The 15,673-nt window shown below is 71.1% G+C and carries 15 protein-coding genes; 7 read left to right on the plus strand and 8 right to left on the minus strand.

Going from position 1 to position 15,673, the window contains the following annotated elements; translation table 11 throughout:
• Nucleotides 1-171 precede the first annotated feature (171 nt).
• From AB5J50_RS08540 to AB5J50_RS08550, 3 genes are all read left to right on the plus strand, one after another.
• On the plus strand, nucleotides 172-1,986 hold the full coding sequence (locus AB5J50_RS08540; RefSeq protein WP_369256423.1) for a TIGR03767 family metallophosphoesterase: 1,815 nt from the start codon (nucleotides 172-174) through the stop codon (nucleotides 1,984-1,986).
• Between the two features lie 53 nt (nucleotides 1,987-2,039).
• Nucleotides 2,040-2,447 carry a CoA-binding protein gene (locus AB5J50_RS08545; RefSeq protein ID WP_369256425.1) on the plus strand — a complete coding sequence of 136 codons (408 nt, stop codon included), beginning with the start codon at nucleotides 2,040-2,042 and terminating at the stop codon, nucleotides 2,445-2,447.
• A 65-nt stretch (nucleotides 2,448-2,512) separates the two neighbouring features.
• The gene (locus AB5J50_RS08550; protein ID WP_369256427.1) at nucleotides 2,513-2,953 is read left to right on the plus strand and encodes a GNAT family N-acetyltransferase; all 441 of its coding nucleotides are present in this window, start codon (nucleotides 2,513-2,515) and stop codon (nucleotides 2,951-2,953) included.
• Nucleotides 2,954-3,000: 47 nt separating this feature from the next.
• Here the strand turns inward: AB5J50_RS08550 and AB5J50_RS08555 are convergent, their stop codons facing one another.
• Nucleotides 3,001-3,849 carry an alpha/beta fold hydrolase gene (locus AB5J50_RS08555; RefSeq protein ID WP_369256429.1) on the minus strand — a complete coding sequence of 283 codons (849 nt, stop codon included), beginning with the start codon at nucleotides 3,847-3,849 and terminating at the stop codon, nucleotides 3,001-3,003.
• Between the two features lie 298 nt (nucleotides 3,850-4,147).
• Here AB5J50_RS08555 and ppk2 point away from each other — a divergent pair, with 298 nt between their 5' ends.
• Nucleotides 4,148-5,032: a polyphosphate kinase 2 gene (gene ppk2, locus AB5J50_RS08560; RefSeq protein ID WP_327427069.1), complete on the plus strand. Its 885-nt coding sequence runs from the start codon at nucleotides 4,148-4,150 to the stop codon at nucleotides 5,030-5,032.
• A 42-nt stretch (nucleotides 5,033-5,074) separates the two neighbouring features.
• On the opposite strand, the gene AB5J50_RS08565 is transcribed toward ppk2, so the two are convergent.
• Nucleotides 5,075-5,434 carry a metalloregulator ArsR/SmtB family transcription factor gene (locus AB5J50_RS08565; protein WP_327427070.1) on the minus strand — a complete coding sequence of 120 codons (360 nt, stop codon included), beginning with the start codon at nucleotides 5,432-5,434 and terminating at the stop codon, nucleotides 5,075-5,077.
• 62 nt (nucleotides 5,435-5,496) lie between these two features.
• Between AB5J50_RS08565 and AB5J50_RS08570 the strand changes: the two genes are divergently transcribed.
• Nucleotides 5,497-6,672: a cation diffusion facilitator family transporter gene (locus tag AB5J50_RS08570; protein WP_369256432.1), complete on the plus strand. Its 1,176-nt coding sequence runs from the start codon at nucleotides 5,497-5,499 to the stop codon at nucleotides 6,670-6,672.
• Nucleotides 6,673-6,759: 87 nt separating this feature from the next.
• On the opposite strand, the gene AB5J50_RS08575 is transcribed toward AB5J50_RS08570, so the two are convergent.
• Together AB5J50_RS08575 and AB5J50_RS08580 are read right to left on the minus strand one after the other, a co-directional pair.
• Nucleotides 6,760-7,422, minus strand: a complete 663-nt coding sequence (locus AB5J50_RS08575; RefSeq protein ID WP_369256434.1) for a YbaK/EbsC family protein — start codon at nucleotides 7,420-7,422, stop codon at nucleotides 6,760-6,762.
• 44 nt (nucleotides 7,423-7,466) lie between these two features.
• The gene (locus AB5J50_RS08580) at nucleotides 7,467-8,039 is read right to left on the minus strand and encodes a helix-turn-helix domain-containing protein (protein ID WP_369256436.1); all 573 of its coding nucleotides are present in this window, start codon (nucleotides 8,037-8,039) and stop codon (nucleotides 7,467-7,469) included.
• 93 nt (nucleotides 8,040-8,132) lie between these two features.
• On the opposite strand from AB5J50_RS08580, the gene AB5J50_RS08585 reads away from it, so the two are divergent.
• Nucleotides 8,133-8,990, plus strand: coding sequence for an EamA family transporter (locus tag AB5J50_RS08585; RefSeq protein WP_369256438.1), 858 nt, complete (start codon nucleotides 8,133-8,135; stop codon nucleotides 8,988-8,990).
• A 15-nt stretch (nucleotides 8,991-9,005) separates the two neighbouring features.
• Here the strand turns inward: AB5J50_RS08585 and AB5J50_RS08590 are convergent, their stop codons facing one another.
• Entirely contained in the window at nucleotides 9,006-9,836 is an 831-nt protein-coding gene (locus AB5J50_RS08590; protein ID WP_369265336.1) for an acyltransferase, read from the minus strand.
• 94 nt (nucleotides 9,837-9,930) lie between these two features.
• Between AB5J50_RS08590 and AB5J50_RS08595 the strand changes: the two genes are divergently transcribed.
• Entirely contained in the window at nucleotides 9,931-10,458 is a 528-nt protein-coding gene (locus AB5J50_RS08595) for a gamma carbonic anhydrase family protein (RefSeq protein WP_369256440.1), read from the plus strand.
• A 114-nt stretch (nucleotides 10,459-10,572) separates the two neighbouring features.
• Here the strand turns inward: AB5J50_RS08595 and AB5J50_RS08600 are convergent, their stop codons facing one another.
• The 3 genes from AB5J50_RS08600 to AB5J50_RS08610 form a co-directional block, all read right to left on the minus strand.
• A complete protein-coding gene (locus AB5J50_RS08600) occupies nucleotides 10,573-11,223 on the minus strand; it encodes a DedA family protein (protein WP_369256442.1) in 651 nt (216 codons plus the stop codon).
• A gap of 109 nt (nucleotides 11,224-11,332) precedes the next feature.
• Nucleotides 11,333-12,907 (minus strand): carboxylesterase/lipase family protein, encoded by a 1,575-nt coding sequence (locus tag AB5J50_RS08605; protein WP_369256444.1) that lies wholly within the window; start codon nucleotides 12,905-12,907, stop codon nucleotides 11,333-11,335.
• Nucleotides 12,904-15,372, minus strand: coding sequence for a beta-glucosidase (locus AB5J50_RS08610; protein ID WP_369256446.1), 2,469 nt, complete (start codon nucleotides 15,370-15,372; stop codon nucleotides 12,904-12,906). Before AB5J50_RS08610 ends, AB5J50_RS08605 begins: the two co-directional genes overlap by 4 nt.
• Nucleotides 15,373-15,673: the final 301 nt, after the last annotated feature.

Raw genomic sequence — 15,673 nt, forward strand, 5'->3', positions numbered from 1 at the left:
CTCGGCGATCAGCTCCGGATGTGCACCGGATTCCCTGCCCCACGTACAGGGGTTCGACTGGCTTCGGCAAGCCATCACGCGGCGTTCATGGCAAGGCCACGCATGTGCCCCCGGCGCCTGAATGAGTGGTTCCGCTCAGTGCGTCACTCGGAGGCACCGGAGGGCTGCCCCATGACCGGGACCGAACCCGCGTCCGCGATCAACCGCCGTCGTTTCCTGCTCGCCTCGGCCGCCGCCGTGGCAGCCGGGGCGCACGGTACGGCGGGGGCGCTCCTGCCCAGGCAGCGCGCACATCCCTCTGCAAGGGATGGCTCCCGCATGCAGGCCCGCACCACCAGGCGCCCCGCGCCGTACGGGACGACCACCCTGGAGACGACGGCCCGCCTCGGCGGCGCCCCGCACACCGGCACCTACCGGCGGCTGGTCCCGGGCCCCGGCTGGCCCCTCGTCGTACGGGGAGAACTCGCCCCTCCCCGGGCCGGCCGCGAGGACCGGCGTACGGCGCTCGCGTGCTTCGTGCAGTTCACCGACCTGCACCTCGCCGACGTGCAGAACCCGCTGCGCACGGAGTTCCTGCGGTCCCGCACGGCCACCGCGTGGCGGGCGCAGGAGGCGCTGACCGTCGCGGGCGCGGTCGCGCTCGTGGAGCAGGTGAACGCGCTCGGCGGGGGCCCGCACACCAATCTGCCGCCCGCGTTCGTGATGACCACGGGCGACAACGTCGACAACAACTCCGCGATCGAGCTGGAGTGGTTCCTCACGCTGATGAGCGGCGGCCGGATCACCCCCAACACCGGTGACCCGACGGCGTACGAAGGCGTCCAGAACTCCGGGCTTCCCCTGTACTGGCACCCCGGCGATTCGGCCCTGCGCGACCTGGACAAGCGGCGCGGGCTGCCCCTGATCCCGGGTTTCCTCGACGCCGTGACCCGGCCGGTGAGCAGCCCGGGACTCCGTATCCCCTGGTACTCCACGGTCGGCAACCACGACGATCTGCCCGGCGGGTGTCTCTCCCTCACGCTCGGCGACTTCGCGGTCGGCTCCCGCAAGCTGCTGTCGGTGCCCGCCGCGGACGCGGCCGCCTACGCCAGGGCTCTCGGGTCGGGCGACGACCCCAAGAGCGAGGTGCTCAAGGCGATCCTGAGCAGACACGCGGCCTCGGCCCGGACCGTGACGGCCGACGCGCGACGACGGCTGTGCACCCCGCACGACTACCTGGCCGCGCATCTCGACCCCGCCCACGCGGGCGCCGGGCCGGTCGGCCACGGCTATACCGAGGACCATCTCGACGGCGAGCGGATGTACTACAGCTTCCGGATCGCCGAGAACGTCATCGGCATCAGCATCGACACGACGTACCGCAGCGGCCACTACGAGGGTTCGCTCGGCACCGGCCAACTCCGCTGGCTGGAACAGACACTTGCCGCGCACAGTTCCCGGTCCTACGACGCGGACGGCCGTCTCGTACGCAATACGAGCGCCGACGACGCCCGCATCCTGGTCTTCAGCCACCACCACAGCCCGAGCATGACCCGCCGCCCCGACGCCGCCCGCACGGACGAACCGCGCCACGACGGCGCCGAGGTCATCGCCCTGCTCGGCCGGTTCCCGAACGTGGTCGCCTGGATCAACGGCCACAGTCACGTCAACCGGATCACTCCCCACGCGCACGCGACGCCCGCCCGCTCCTTCTGGGAGGTCAACACCGCCTCCCACGTGGACTATCCGCACCACGCCCGGCTGTTCGAACTGGTCGACAACGGAGACGGCACGGTGTCCCTGTTCACCACACTCATCGAGTCGGCCGCCCCGCACCGCACCGCCCCCGGCTTCGACGACCTCTCGGCGGTGGGCCTCGCCTCCCTGTACCGGGAGCTGGCGTACAACGCTCCGGGCCTGGCCGCCGGCGCGCGGGCCGGCGTTCAGGAGGCCTGGGCGGGCGGGGCGGGCGACCGCAACACGGAGCTGGTGGGAATCAGTCCGTGACGCCCGCTGTTTCTCCCTGAGCAGCCATGACAGGGACCCTTAGGAGGCCGACCATGTACGGCGACCCGGCAACGATCCGCAAGATCCTCACCGAGCTCGGTGACACCTGGGCGATCGTCGGCCTCTCCTCGAACCAGCGCCGCGCGGCATACGGCGTCGCCGACGTCCTCCAGCGCTACGGCAAGCGCATCGTTCCGGTGCACCCGAAGGCCGAGACCGTCCACGGGGAGAAGGGATACGCCTCCTTGGCGGACATCCCCTTCGAGATCGATGTCGTCGACGTCTTCGTGAACAGCGATCTCGCGGGACCCGTCGCCGACGAGGCGGTCGCCAAGGGCGCCAAGGCCGTCTGGTTCCAGCTCGACGTCATCGACGAGGCCGCGTACGACCGGACCCGGGCCACCGGACTCGACATGGTCATGGACTTCTGCCCGGCCATCGAGATCCCCCGGCTCGGCTGACCCTCGAACTGCCGTGCGTCCAAATGCGGTTGACGTCCCGTGGACCTGACCGGTTTCCTGCTCCGGTGCCCACTCTTCGTATCGAACAGCCGGACAACGAAGCCCGTCTCAAGGACTGGCAGGATGTCCACAATGTGATCGTCCCGCCCGCCGCCATGTCGCTCGACGACGTGCGCGAGCGTGTCCGGCGCAACCACCTGGAGGTCGCGTATCTCGGCGACGTCCTGGTGGGCTGCACGACCGTGCGTCCGCCCACGGACGACACCGCCACGGCAACGGTGATCGCGCGCGTCCTCGCCGAGCACCGCGGTCAGGGGTTCGGCGAGGAGCTGTACGTACGGGGGCTGAAGCAGGCGCGCGAGCTGGGCGCCGAGGCGATCGAGACCGTCGTGCTGGCCGCCAACGAGGACGGACTGCGGTTCGCGCGGAAGCACGGGTTCATCGAGATCGAACGCTATGTGCTGCCGGGCGAGACCGCCGAGTGGGTCGACCTGCGGCTGGCCTGAGCCGGTCCGGACGGGTCGGCCCGCGGCCCGCGGCCCACCCGAGCCGGTCACTTCCCCCGGTCGAGGTAGTCGGCGACGGTCTCACTGAAGGCACGTGGGTCGTCGAGCCACGGGAAGTGTCCGGCGCCCGGCTGCACGGTCAGCTCGGCCCGGGGAAACAGTTCCGCGACGGCGGCGGCGACGCGTGGCAGCGGGCCGCTGTCCAGCGCGCCCGCGAGGAGCAGCACCCGCGCGTCCCACGAGGCGACGGCCGCGCGGGCCTGGGCGGGATCGAAGGCTCCGGGGGCCGGATAGAGCTCCGCCGCGGCCTCATTGCTCTGCTCGGCGTCGGTCGAGGCATGCGCCTGTGCGGCCGCGTCCCAACGGCCGTAGAAGAACGGGGTGATGGCGTCCCAGTCGGCGTCGCTCGCGGAACCCGCCCAGACACGTTCGTAGGCCTCGTACGCGGTCTCGAACCACGGCTCGGCCTTGCGCAGGTCGGCAGCCTCTCTGCGGTGTTCCTCGGTGAAGTCGACGCCGAGGGCCCTCGCCCGGCTGGTGACCAGGGTGAGGGAGCGGATGCGCCGCGGATGCCGGGCCGCGTACAGGAGGGCGAGGTCGCCGCCCGCCGAGTGGGCGAGCAGATCGACGCGTTCCAGGCCGAGGTGCGCGCGGAGTGCCTCGACGTCGCCGGCCTGTCGGTCGCAGCGGTAGGTCGCCGGGTCGGCCGGGACGCCGGAGTCGCCGGTGCCCCGCAGGTCGAGCAGGATCAGCCGGCGGTGCCGCGCCAGCCCGCCGAGATCGCCGAGGTAGGCGGAGGCGCGCATCGGCCCACCGGGCAGGCAGAGCAGCGGCTCGCCCTCGCCCCGTACGTGGTAGGCGAGTTGGGTCCCGTCAGGTGCGGTGAAGGTCGGCATGACGCCATGCTGACGACCGCGCGACGATCACGGCAAGCGGTTTACGCGCGCCGCATCCCTTGGCTACCTGGACTCCGTCCGATACGCCCGCAACACATGTTCACCTCTGCTCCGGCACGGGTGTCCTTCGCCTCAGGTTCGCCGCGTGTACACCTCCGATTGCTTCCATCGGGAGACGGACCTTCGCTGATCGTGCCCCAGTTCCAGTGTCACCGTCACGAGCACGTATACGTAGACGGGCGGACTCGGGCAGGGACTCGGGCACGGACACGGGCATCGCGGGGAAGGGGAGTGCCGGATGACGGAACTGCTGACAGGCATGCGGGTCGACTACAGCGATCATGACGACCCGGTGCTGATCCGGCCGGACGGCAGCCCGGTGGAGACCTGGCGGGAGAACTACCCGTACCCGCAGCGTATGGAGCGCAAGGAATACGAGTGGCACAAGCGGCTCCAGCAGATCGAGCTGCTGAAGCTGCAGAGCTGGATCAAGCAGACCGGCCGGCGTCTCGTCATCGTCTTCGAGGGGCGGGACGCGGCCGGCAAGGGCGGCACGATCAAACGGTTCACCGAGCACCTCAACCCGCGCGGCGCCCGGGTGGTGGCCCTGGAGAAGCCGACCGAACGCGAGCGCGGCCAGTGGTACTTCCAGCGGTATGTGGAGCATCTGCCGACCGCGGGCGAGATCGTGATGTTCGACCGGTCCTGGTACAACCGCGCGGGCGTGGAGCGCGTGATGGGCTTCTGCACGGACGACGAGTACCGGCGCTTCATGCGGCAGGCGCCCGCCTTCGAGCGGATGCTCGTGGACGACGGGGTGGATCTGATCAAGTACTGGTTCTCGGTGTCGCAGGGCGAGCAGCGCACGCGCTTCACGATCCGCCAGGTCGATCCCGTGCGGCAGTGGAAGCTGAGCCCGATGGACCTGGCCTCGCTGGACCGCTGGGACGACTACACGGCGGCCAAGGTCGCCATGTTCCGCGAGACGGACACCGAACAGGCGCCCTGGACCGTGGTGAAGAGCAACGACAAGAAGCGGGCCCGCGTCGAGGCCATGCGCAGCGTCCTGGCCCGGTTCGACTACGCCGACAAGGACGAGGAGGTCGTCGGCAGCCCGGACCCGAGCGTCGTGGGCGCGGCGGCGAACCTGCTGGAGGCGGGCGAGGACGACAGCGACGACTGAGGGGTACGACGACCGTGGGGGCGTACGGCCTCCTGGTCGCCCTCAGTCGTGCGCGGGCCGGTCGCTGATGCGGTGGTCGGCCAGGCTCAGCGCCTCGTCGACCACCCGGCGCAGATGGCCGTCGCCGAGCGAGTAGATCACCCGGCGGCCTTCCTTCCGGGTGTTCACGAGCCCGGCGAGACGGAGCCGCGCCAGATGCTGACTGACGGCCGGGCGTGCGGCGCCGCACGCCTCCGTGAGGGTGGTGACGTCGGCCTCGCCGCCGGTCAGGGCATGGAGCAGCGCGAGACGGGTGCGGTCGCCCAGGAGGGCGAGGAGTTCGGCGGCGAGCGCGAACTGTTCCTCGCCGGGGGTGCGCGGGTGCGCATCATGCGCAGATGACAGGTGCATGCGTGCGCTCATACGCACATAATGGCCCTGTGGACGCCGACACGTCCACTCCCGCGCACCGGAAGGGGTCCCCCGTGAGCGACCGGCACCACCACGAGCACGGCCTGGAAAACGACCACGCGGAGGGTCACCAGCACGGCCACGACCACTCGTACGGTCACGAGCACGGCCGCGACGCGCACGGCGACGCCCATCAGCACGGTCACACCCACCCGCAGGGTCACGACCGCACACACAAGCACCCGCACGCCCATCCCCATCCCCACACCCTCGCGAGTCGCCTGCGCCACCTCATCACCCCGCACTCCCACGAAACCGCCGACAAACTCGACTCCGCCCTGGAGTCGTCGGCCCGGGGCATGCGGGCGCTCCGGCTCTCCCTGGCCGTCCTCGGCGCAACGGCCTTGGCGCAGGCGGTCGTTGTCGTGGTCTCGGGCTCGGTCGCACTGCTCGGCGACACCGTGCACAACGCCGCCGACGCACTGACCGCCGTACCGCTCGGGATCGCCTTCGTGCTGGGCCGGCGCGCGGCGACGCGACGCTTCACCTACGGCTACGGGCGGGCGGAGGACCTCGCGGGCATCGTGATCGTGCTGACGATCGCCGCTTCCGGGACCTTCGCGGCCTGGACGGCGGTCGAGCGGCTGCTCGACCCGCAGCCCATGCGGCACGTCCCGGTCGTCGCGGCGGCCGCGCTCATCGGCTTCCTCGGCAACGAGTGGGTCGCCCGGCACCGCATCCGCGTCGGCCGCGAGATCGGCTCCGCCGCGCTCGTCGCGGACGGACTCCACGCGCGTACGGACGGGTTCACCTCACTTGCCGTACTGGTGGGCGCGGGCGGCGCGGCGCTCGGCTGGCAACTCGCCGACCCGCTGGTGGGGTTGGCGATCACGGCCGCGATCCTGTTGGTGCTGCGCGATGCCACGCGCGAGGTGTTCCGGCGCGTGATGGACGCCGTGGACCCGGAGTTGGTGGACCGGGCCGAGCAGGCGCTGCGGGAGGTGCCCGGCGTACGCGAGGTGGGGGAACTGCGGCTGCGCTGGATCGGGCACCGGCTGCGCGCCGAGGTGGCGGTCGTCGTCGACGGCGAGGTGAGCGTGCGTCAGGCCCACCACATCGCGGTCGAGGCGGAACACGCGCTGCTGCACGCCGTACCGAAGCTCACCGCGGCCCTGGTGCACGCCGATCCGACACCCGCGCCCGGGGAAACGGACCCACACCTGGCTCTGGCCCATCACACGGCCGCCTGATCAGGGCCCGCGAGGCGGACGCCCGGCCTCCCCGCGACACGACAGGGAGACCGGGCGTACAGCCAACTTCCCTGTCCGCGAAGGGGCTCAGGCAATCCCCAGCCCCTCCAGCACGACCACGTTCGGCAGCTCCGCGAACACCTTCCCCGGGACCAGCAGCTTCCCGCGCCGCCGGCCACTGCCCACCAGTACATACGGCAACTCCACCACGGCCGAGTCCACCAACACGGGCCAGTCGCCGGGGAGTCCGAGCGGAGTGATGCCGCCGTACTCCATGCCGGTCTCGCCGGTCGCCGCGTCCATCGGCGCGAACGAGGCCTTGCGGGCGCCCAGTTGGCGACGCACGGCGCCGTTGACATCGACGCGGGTGGTGGACAGGACGACGCACGCGGCGAGCGCCGCGTCCATCGGCGCGAACGAGGCCTTGCGGGCGCCCAGTTGGCGACGCACGGCGCCGTTGACATCGACGCGGGTGGTGGACAGGACGACGCACGCGGCGAGCGTGGTGTCGCCGCCGCGCCTGCCCGCGACGACCACGCAGTTGGCGGACTGGTCGAGCAGTTCCTGACCGTAGTGCTCGACGAAGGTGGCCGTGTCGGCCCACTCGGGGTCCGTGTCGACGTAGACGATCTGGTCGGCGGGGATGCTGCCCCGCCAGTCGCGTACGGCGTCGGCGACCGGGCGGATGAGTTCACCGAGGCAGTCGGGGGCGGGCATGGCGTGGCCGAAGTGTCCGAGGGGTGCGCGCATGACGGCACGCTAACAGCCGCGTCCGTGCGCGCCCGTCGGGTGTCTCAGTGCACGAGTGGGACCGACACGGCCATGATCATCTCCACCGGCGCATCGCCCTTGTTGGCGTACGTGTGAGGGGTGTTGGCCTCGAACGACACGCTCGCACCCTCGGGCACGAGGTACTCGACCCCGTCGACCGTGAGGGTCATCTCGCCCGCCATGACATGGACGAGTTCGACGGTGCCGGCGGGGTGCGGGTCCGAGGGGCTGCCGTCGCCGGGCATGAGCCGCCAGTCCCACATCTCCAGCGGGCCGGGTGCCTCGGTGCCCGCGAGCAGCCGGTTGTAGCTGCCCGCGTCGGTGTGCCACAGCCGTACGGCCTGGTCGGCCGGGACGATCCGGACCTTGGGGCCCTGCTCGTAGTCGAGGAGGGTGGTGATGCTGACGCCGAGCGCGTCACCGATCTTGACGATGGTGCCGATGCTGGGGTTGGTCCTGGCCTGCTCGATCTGGATGAGCATGCCGCGGCTGACTCCGGCGCGCGCGGCGAGTGCGTCCAGGGTGAAGCCGCGCTCGGTGCGCCAGCGCTTCACGTTGCGCGCCAGGGACTGAGTCAGCAGGTCGAGATCCGACACATTCCGTCCAATATTCTGGATGACAGAGTTCAATCAGGTGAACTATGGTGTGGTGCACCTGATCGTTCACCGAACTGTACTGCGAGGCATCCCGTGACAGCACTCTTCGCCCTGGCCACCAGCCTCCTGTGGGGCCTGGCCGACTTCGGCGGAGGACTGCTGACCCGGCGTACGCCCGCTCTCACGGTGGTCGTCGTCTCCCAGGCGATCGCGGCGGCGGTCCTTGGCGCCATCGTGGTCGCCACCGGCGGCTGGAGCGCGGCCGGACCGCAGCTGTGGTTCGCGTTCGCCGCCGGGCTGGTGGGCCCGGTCGCCCTGCTCTCCTTCTACAAGGCGCTCGCCCTGGGCTCGATGGGAGTCGTCTCCCCGCTCGGTTCGCTCGCCGTGGCCGTCCCGATCACCGTGGGACTCGTCCTGGGCGAGCGTCCTGGGCTGCTGCAGATCGCGGGCATCGCGGTCGCCGTCGCGGGTGTCGTCCTCGCGGGCGGGCCCCAACTGCGGGGCGCCCCCGTGCAGCGGCAGGCGATCCTCCTCACGCTGCTCGCGGCGCTCGGCTTCGGCACGGTGTTCGCGCTGATCGCGGAGGCGTCGTCGTCGGTCACCGGGCTGTTCCTCGCGCTGTTCGTCCAGCGCGTGACCAACGTGGCGGTGGGCGGCACGGCCCTCTACGTCTCGGTGAAGCGGGGCGCCCGGGCCGTCCCCGAAGGCGGTTTCCCCTGGAGCTCCCTGCCCGCGCTCGCCTTCGTCGGCCTCGCCGATGTCGCGGCCAACGGCACGTACTCGGTCGCCGCCCAGCACGGCCCGGTCACCGTGGCCGCCGTCCTCGCCTCGCTCTATCCGGTGGTCACGGCCCTGGCGGCGCGCGGCATCCTCAGCGAACGGCTGCGCGGAGTGCAGGCGGCGGGAGCGGGTCTGGCCCTGGTCGGCACAGTGCTGTTGGCGACGGGCTGAGGCGGGGCGACCCGCTCAGGACTCCGCGCGTACGTCCCCGGAGGAGCCCTCGGCATCGAGGTCCAGCTCCGCCAGCCGCGCCGCGGCCTCCTCATCCAGCCCCGACAGCGCCAGCAACTGCTCCGGCGTCACCCCGTCGGGAATCGGCACCGGCGCCGGGGTCCGCAACGGCGGCTGCCATCCCTCCACCGGGTCCCAGCGCCGCACGACGCGCGCGGGAGCGCCCGCCACGACCGAGTGGTCCGGCACCGCACCGCGTACCACCGCACCGGCCGCCACCACGACGTTCCGCCCGATCCGCGCCCCCGGCAGGATCACGGCCCCGGTCCCGATCCAGCAGCCCGGCCCGATCTCCACCGGTTCCATCCGGGGCCACTGCTTGCCGATGGGCTGGTGCGGATCGTCGTACGAGTGGTTCGTCGACGTGACGTAGACGTACGGCCCGAAGTAGCAGTCGCTGCCGATGGTGACCGTCGTGTCGGCGATGACGTGGCTGCCGCGGCCGAGCACGACGCCGTCGCCGATGCGCAGGATCGGGTCGGCGCCGAGGTCGAGGTCGGGCATCAGACCGGCGGTCAGCGTGACCTGTTCGGCGACGATGCAGTGGGAGCCGAGGTGGATCCAGGGTTCGCCGAAGACCGTGCCCAGCGGGAAGGCCAGCCTGGTATGTGTTCCTATGGCCCCGAAGCGGAGCCGTCCCGGGTGCTCGGCCGTGACCGCCCCCGTGCGCTGCACCCAAGCCCAGCCCGCGTGGACGGCGCGCTGCGCGAGGCGGCGCCGCCATGATGAGAACGTGTTCTTGCTCTTGGGCACCCGCTCACGGTACTCAGCGCGAGGTGCGCCGATGAGCTCGTACGGCTGTGATCTTCACCCCACCGGGGCAGGGAACGATGGCATACGGTGCCCGTGTACCGCACTACGACGAGACACGGAGACGGTGATGACGCATCAGGCGCTGATCATGGGGATCGGCGGCAAGGAACCGCAGGTGGACCCGGAGGCCTTCGCGGCGCCCACGTCCGTGGTCATCGGGGACGTCACGCTGCACGAGGGCGCGAGCGTCTGGTACGGCGCGGTGCTGCGCGCCGACTGCGGTCCGATCGTCATCGGCGCCAGCAGCAATGTCCAGGACAATTGCAGCCTTCATGTGGACCCCGGCTTCCCCATCACCGTCGGCGAGCGCGTCTCCATCGGCCACAACGCCGTGCTGCACGGCGCCACCGTCGAGGACGACTGCCTGATCGGCATGGGCGCCACGGTGCTCAACGGCGCGGTGATCGGCGCCGGCTCACTGGTGGCCGCCCAGGCCCTGGTCCCCCAGGGCATGCAGGTCCCTCCGGGCTCCCTCGTCGCGGGTGTCCCGGCCAAGGTCAAGCGCCGGCTGACGGCCGAGGAACGCGAGGGCATCTCCCTCAACGGCACCTTGTACGTGGACCTGGCAAAGGCCCACAAAGAGGCCCACGAGTAACCCGGCGGGAGGGAAACGCGCCCCTCTCAGGGGCGCGAGGCTGTGACATTGTGCGGCTCCGCCGCGTGGGCGCGACCAGCCACAAACGTCCCGCAGTTTCCGATCCGACGGAACTTACTCGGCGGCTGCAACGGGCTCTCGCTCCGCCGTCTCCCGCTCGGCCGAGACCCTCTTCGCCTTCCGCCTGACGATCAGCATCGAAGCGAGCCCGATGAGCAGCGCCGCCACGAGGCCGAGGTACGAGAACCGCTTGAGCCACGACTCGGCGACCACACCCACGTAGTAGATGACCGCGGTCGTACCCCCGGCCCAGATGATCCCGCCGAGCACGTTGGCGATCAGGAACTTCCAGTACGGCATCCTCAGCACACCCGCGAGCGGCCCCGCGAAGATCCGCAGCAGGGCGACGAAGCGGCCGAAGAAGACGGCCCACATGCCCCACTTCTCGAAGGAGCGCTCAGCCGTGGCGATGTGGCCCTCGCTGAAGTGCTTGGGGAACTTCCCGCCGAGCCAGGCGAGGAGCGGGCGTCCGCCCTTGCGGCCGATGGCATAGCCGATGGAGTCGCCGACGATCGCGCCGACGCTGGCGCAGGCGCCGAGGACGACCGGGTTGATGCCGTCGTGCTGGGAGGAGAGCAGCGCCGCCGAGATCAGGATGATCTCGCCGGGCAACGGGATGCCCAGGCTCTCCAGGCCGATGACCAGGGCCACCAGCGCGTAGATGCTGACCGCGGGCACCGTCTCGAGCCACTCCTGGACGTGCAACGCCAGTTCCTCCCGTTTCGCTGTGCCTGACCCGGGCACCTGCGCTGCGCATGATCACCCGGCGTGCGCTCCCCCCTGAGCGCACGCCGGGCAGCCTACCTGGTCGGCCTCACGTGGCGGAGTCCCAGAGGTCACACCGGTGCTCGCTGTGGACGGTGGTGCTGAGGATGTTCCCGCCCGCGGAGGCCGTCCGCAGCGAGAGCACCCGCCCGGTGCCCGCGGGCACCGCGGGCTGACCGTCCGCCCGCGGCACACCGCCGCGGATGAAGGATCCCCAGTACCGCACCATCTGCCGCGAGAGCACCCGCTGCTCCGCGTTCAGCGGTGTTTCCAGCCCGAAGTGCTTGAAGAGGTACTGCACCTCGTTGACGTGGGTCGCGCCGAAGTCGAAGTCCGTGTGCAGATTGCGCAGCGAGGCGAACGGCGGTGAGGTGCGGTCGGCGAACTCGTACGAGTAGACAGGACCCCGGGTCGCGAGCGCGCCGTCGAGCCGGAGCGCCGGGCAGGCCATCAGGTAGTCGCCGAAGGCGGTGCCATAGGCGATGGTCGGGGAGGGGTAGTCCGACAGCGGGTAGCGCGCGAGCACCCGCTCGCCCTGGTCCGCGCCGAAGACGGCCTTCACGACCACCGGATACAGCTCGGCGGTGAGCGGCGTGCCACTCGCGTCGAACTGCCCGAAGGCGAAGAGACGCCCCTCGTCCTGGTTCGCCCCGTTCAGCACGGGGACCCGGGCGGCAGCCCCCTTCGCGTACGCCTCGAAGGGCTGCACGGGCAGGAAGTCACCGCCCACGACGGGCCCCCAGTCGAAGCCGGCCTGGGCCGCGAGGATCTCCTCGGAGGACTTGCCCCGCAGACAGGCGAGTGAGAGATCGGCGCAGCCCGCCTTCTTCGCGAAGGCCGCACCGGCCGCGACGGCCGTTTCGTGCGTGCGTGCCGCACAGTTCCCGTACGCGCCGCTCTCGACAATTCCCGCCCGGTACAGGCCCTTTGAGGTCGGCGACGCCATCTGGGTGCAGACCGAACGGCCGCCCGCCGACTCGCCCGCGATGGTGACGCGGCCCGGATCGCCGCCGAAGCGGCCGATGTTGGCGCGCACCCAGCGCAGCGCGGCCTGCTGGTCGAGCATCCCGAAGTTGCCGGAGACCCCGTCGCGCGCCTCGCCGTCGAGTCCGGCCGTGGCGAGGAAACCCATCGCGCCCAGGCGGTAGTTGACGGTCACGACGACCGCGCCGGTCTGCCGGGCGAAAGTGTCGGGCACGATGTCCGCGCCCGCGCCCGCGGTGAGCCCGCCACCGTGCAGCCAGACCATCACCGGTCGCCGTCCGGCGCCGTCGGGGACGTACACATTGAGGTCGAGGCAGTCCTCGGTGTGGGTGGGCTGTTCGTACCCCGGGTCCCAACTCGCCGTCTGTACACAACGGTTGCCGAAGTCCTGTGCGATGCGTACACCTCTCCAGGGTTCGACGGGCTGCGGGTTCTTCCAGCGGAGGTCGCCGACGGGCGGCTCGGCGTACGGGATGCCGAGGAACTGTCGTCCCTCGGTGGTGGTTTCGCCGCGGACCCAGCCCGCCTCCGTACGCACGAGGGTGTGCTGGGCGGTGGATTCGGACGCGGACTGGGCCGGCGCCGGGGCGACGAGGAAGGTGGCGAGGGCGGTGAGCCCGATGGCCAGGCGGCGTATCACGCGCTCACCTCCGCGGTCGTCCGCAGTCGCAGATCTCGCGAGGACGCACCCGCCCACACCGTGCGGCGCCCGGTGCCGAGCACCCAGTCGTGCCGCTTCGCGTCCCAGGAGGAGAGCGTGCCCTTCTCGACGACCACGGTGACCCGGCGCCGCTCCCCCGCGCGCAGCGCGAGCCGCCGGTAGCCGCCCAACACCCGTACGGCCTGGTCGAGTCGGAGATCCGGTGACGGACCGACGTAGACCTGCGCGACCTCGATGCCGTCGCGCCGCCCGGTGTTGCGCACGGTGAAGCTCACTTCGAGGCCTTGGCGGGCCCGGCGGACACGCAGATCGTCGTACGTGAAGGAGGTGTATGACAATCCGTGACCGAAGGGGAACAGCGGGCGCACATCCTCGGCGTCGTACCAGCGGTAGCCGGCGTGGATGCCCTCCGAGTACTCCTCGGTGCCGTCGACGCCCGGGTAGCGGCGTGGGTCCCCGGCGACCGGGTGGTGGTCGTCGTCGACCGCGAAGGACTGGGTGAGCCGGCCGCCGGGATCGCAGTCCCCGAACAGGACGGCGGCGGTGGCGGCCGCGCCCTCCTGGCCCGGGTAGTACATCTGGAGCACGGCGCCCGTGCTCCGCAGCCACGGCATGGAGGTCGAGGAGGAGGTGTTGAGGACGACGGTCGTACGGGGATTCGCCGCCGTGACCGCCTCGATCAGCTCACTCTGGTGACCGGGCAGCGCGATGGTCGTGCGGTCCAGGCCCTCGGTCGCGTCCTCGTAGGCGAAGACGACGACGCTGTGCGCGGCGCGCGCGGCCTCGACCGCCTCGGCGACGTCCTGCGCGCGGGTCGCCCCGGTGATGCGCCGCAGCCGGAACAGCTGCCCGCCGGTGCCGCCCTGCGCGGTGATCTGGAGCTTGTGCGCACCCGTGGTGAGGCTGAGCGCCTTGCGGCGTACGGACAGGCCGTCGGGTGCGGCGGAGACGAGTCCGCCCGAGAAGTACTCGCCGTAGCCGGGCGCCACCGGGAACAGGTCCTCGCCGTCGAGGAGCACCTTGGGCCGCACGCCCGAGTAGTGGATGACGAAGGTCCACTCGTCGTCGTCCGCGGCGGTGAGCATCCCCTCGTAGGTCCAGGTCTGCCCGGCGGCGACGGCCTGGGCCTCGGTGGTGAAGGCCGGGCTCAGCGCGCTCGCGGGGATGGGCTTCCCGAAGAGGTCCTCACCGAGGGAGTACGAGACGTGAGCGCCGCGTCCCGCGCGGGACTTGATGGCGTCGAGCGGGCTGTCGGCGTGGTCGGGGACGACGTGCGCGCTGCCGCCGCCGCTGACGAACGGAAGCGATCCGGTGGGTCCGACGACGGCGATGCTGCGGGCGGCGGCTCCGGTCAGGGGCAGCGCGTGGTGTTCGTTGCGCAGCAGGGTCGCCCCGGCCTTGGCCACCTCCAGGGCGACGGCGGCGCCCGCCTCGGGGTCGCGGGCCGGGCGGGGCGGGACGCTCCCGTCGAGCAGCCCGAAGCGGTCCATCACCGCGAGGATGCGGCGCACGGCACGGTCGACGTACGTCTCGGAGACGCTGCCGTTCTGGACGGCAGTCTTCAGGGCGTCGCCGAAGTAGGTGCCGCCGGGCATCTCCATGTCGAGGCCCGCGGTGATCGCGGCGTCGGTGCTGTGGGCGGCGAACCAGTCGGTCATCACCCAGCCCTCGAAGCCCCATTGGTCACGCAGGACATCGGTGAGGAGCGTCTTGTTCTCGCAGGCGAAGGTGCCGTTGACCTTGTTGTACGCGCCCATGACGGCGCCGGTGCGGGCGGCGACGGCTGCCTCGAAACCGCGCAGCTCGACCTCGTGCATGGTCTGTTCGCCGACCCGCACATCGATGGAGTTGCGGTCCTTCTCCTGGTTGTTCATCGCGAAGTGCTTGACGGTGGCGATGAGTCCCTCGCCCTGGATGCCGCGGATCTCCGCCGCGACCAGGTCGCCGGCCAGCAGCGGATCCTCGCTGAAGGTCTCGAAGTTGCGGCCCGCGTACGGGGTGCGGATGAGGTTGACCATCGGGGAGAGCAGCACGTCCTGGCCCAGGGCGCGGCCCTCGCGCCCGATGACCTGGCCGTAGCTGCGGGCAAGGCCGGGGTCGAAGGCCGAGGCGAGCAGGACGGGGGCGGGCAGAGCCGTCGCGTGCTGAGTGACACGGACGCCGGCCGGGCCGTCGGCGAGGCGGAGCGGGGGGATACCGAGGCGCGGGACTCCGGGCACGTATCCGGCCTGGCCGAGCGAGTTGGGGTCGGTGGCGCCGTGCAGCAGGGAGATCTTCTCGTCAAGGGTGAGTTTGCCGATCAAACCCTCTACACGAGGGCCGGCGCCGGATCTGGACTCCGCATAGGCGAGCGGGGCGGAACCGGCAGTGGTGGCCGCCGCGGCGACCGCGATGGCGCCGCCCAGAAGCCGCAGGGTCGATCGCCGGGAAAAGGTGTGGGACATGAGCCGTCACTCCTTCGGTGCGCGGGCACGTCGTTGTGAACCGCATGTACACGTGCCAACGGCAGTCGCGTTCGCCCCTTGAACACACTCTGCGACAGAGACGACTTGACGTGCCGTCAGGCACCACGGGTACGGCGCGAAAACTATGACCGGAGGTGACTCGTGTCAATGAAGTGAACAGAAACTGCTGCCACTCCGACAAGAACCGAAGCGACGACTGACGGAACACCCGCCCGTATGCCCGCGGGGATGCGCCGGCGCCGAACCCCATCACATCCGCGCAGGGGACGGGCGGGCGCCG

The organism is Streptomyces sp. R35, from assembly GCF_041053035.1.
Lineage (GTDB): Bacteria > Actinomycetota > Actinomycetes > Streptomycetales > Streptomycetaceae > Streptomyces > Streptomyces lutosisoli.

Coding starts and splice junctions, on each gene's coding strand:
- AB5J50_RS08540 (WP_369256423.1), top strand. CDS start 172: ATGACCGGGACCGAACCCGCGTCCGCGATCAACCGCCGTCGTTTCCTG.
- AB5J50_RS08545 (WP_369256425.1), top strand. CDS start 2,040: ATGTACGGCGACCCGGCAACGATCCGCAAGATCCTCACCGAGCTCGGT.
- AB5J50_RS08555 (WP_369256429.1), bottom strand. CDS start 3,849: ATGCCGACCTTCACCGCACCTGACGGGACCCAACTCGCCTACCACGTA.
- ppk2 (WP_327427069.1), top strand. CDS start 4,148: ATGACGGAACTGCTGACAGGCATGCGGGTCGACTACAGCGATCATGAC.
- AB5J50_RS08565 (WP_327427070.1), bottom strand. CDS start 5,434: ATGAGCGCACGCATGCACCTGTCATCTGCGCATGATGCGCACCCGCGC.
- AB5J50_RS08575 (WP_369256434.1), bottom strand. CDS start 7,422: ATGCGCGCACCCCTCGGACACTTCGGCCACGCCATGCCCGCCCCCGAC.
- AB5J50_RS08595 (WP_369256440.1), top strand. CDS start 9,931: ATGACGCATCAGGCGCTGATCATGGGGATCGGCGGCAAGGAACCGCAG.
- AB5J50_RS08610 (WP_369256446.1), bottom strand. CDS start 15,372: ATGTCCCACACCTTTTCCCGGCGATCGACCCTGCGGCTTCTGGGCGGC.